Genomic DNA, 1060 nt, shown 5'->3' on the forward strand with positions numbered 1-1060 from the left:
GCCCGTGGTCACGTCCGTCAATTACGAACAGCTCTTCGCGATGCTGGGCGCCAAACGCTTCGACTACATGCCGCGCGGCGTTTATGAGGCCTGGTACGAGCAGCAACAGCACAGCGGCCTGGCCATCGAGCAGACCCTGTTCCTGCACTACGGCGTGCCCTTCTACTTTTTCACCAGCCGCGACAACCCGGCCCTGGCCGACCGCATCGAGCGCGGCCTGCGCGCAGCCCTGGCGGACGGCAGCTTCGACCGCCTGTTCCGCAGCATTCCCGGCTTCAGGCGCAGTCTTGATGAGATCCACGCCGGCAGGCGCCGCGTGCTGGAGCTTGAGCTGCCGCCCGACTGACGGCCACGTCTGGACTCGGCACTCCAGAACTGACGCTGAACAGGTCGCCCGACGCAGGCAAACTGCGCGCCCATGACAACTCGCACGCTGGTCTTCTCTCACGCCAACAGCTATCCCGCCGGCTGCTACCGCGTGCTGTTCGAGCGTTGGCGCGCCGCCGGCTGGCGCGTCGAGGCGCTGGATCGCTTTGGCCACGACCCGCGCTTCCCCGTGACTGGCGACTGGCGCCGCCTGCGTGACCAGCTGCTGCATTTCATCGAGCATGAAGTGCGCCCGCAAGGCCAGGTCGCCCTTGTCGGCCACTCGCTGGGCGGCATGCTGAGTTTGATGGCCACCTGCCGCCGACCCGATCTCGTCAGCCGCCTTGTCATGCTGGACTCACCCGTCGTGTCGGGCATGAAGGCCGCTGTCGTTGCGATGGCCAAGACGACGGGACTCATCCACCGCTACGGCCCGTCCAAGATCGCCCGCGAGCGTCGCCATGTCTGGCCGGATCGCGAGGCCGTCTACAAGCATTTCTCAGCCAAGAAGCTTTTCGCCCGTTGGGACCCACGGGTGCTGGCCGACTACATCGACGCCGGTTTCGAAGAGTCGGAAGACGGCCAGGTCAGGCTGCGCTTCACGCGCGAGGTCGAGGCCCACATCTACCGTACCTTGCCCCACCACCTGCCCCTGCTGCTGCGTCTGCGCCCGCCACAGTGCCCGGTGGCTCTG

1 protein-coding gene and 1 pseudogene are annotated in these 1060 nt (G+C 66.6%); both read left to right on the plus strand.

The window, feature by feature from the left end:
• Positions 1-346, plus strand: a pseudogene (locus tag AC1DU6_RS32470) (hypothetical protein); the annotation flags it as partial.
• A gap of 72 nt (positions 347-418) precedes the next feature.
• On the plus strand, positions 419-1060 hold a 642-nt coding region (locus AC1DU6_RS32475; RefSeq protein WP_477862358.1), incomplete at its 3' end, for an alpha/beta fold hydrolase.

It is taken from the genome of Roseateles sp. P5_B10 (assembly GCF_056400485.1).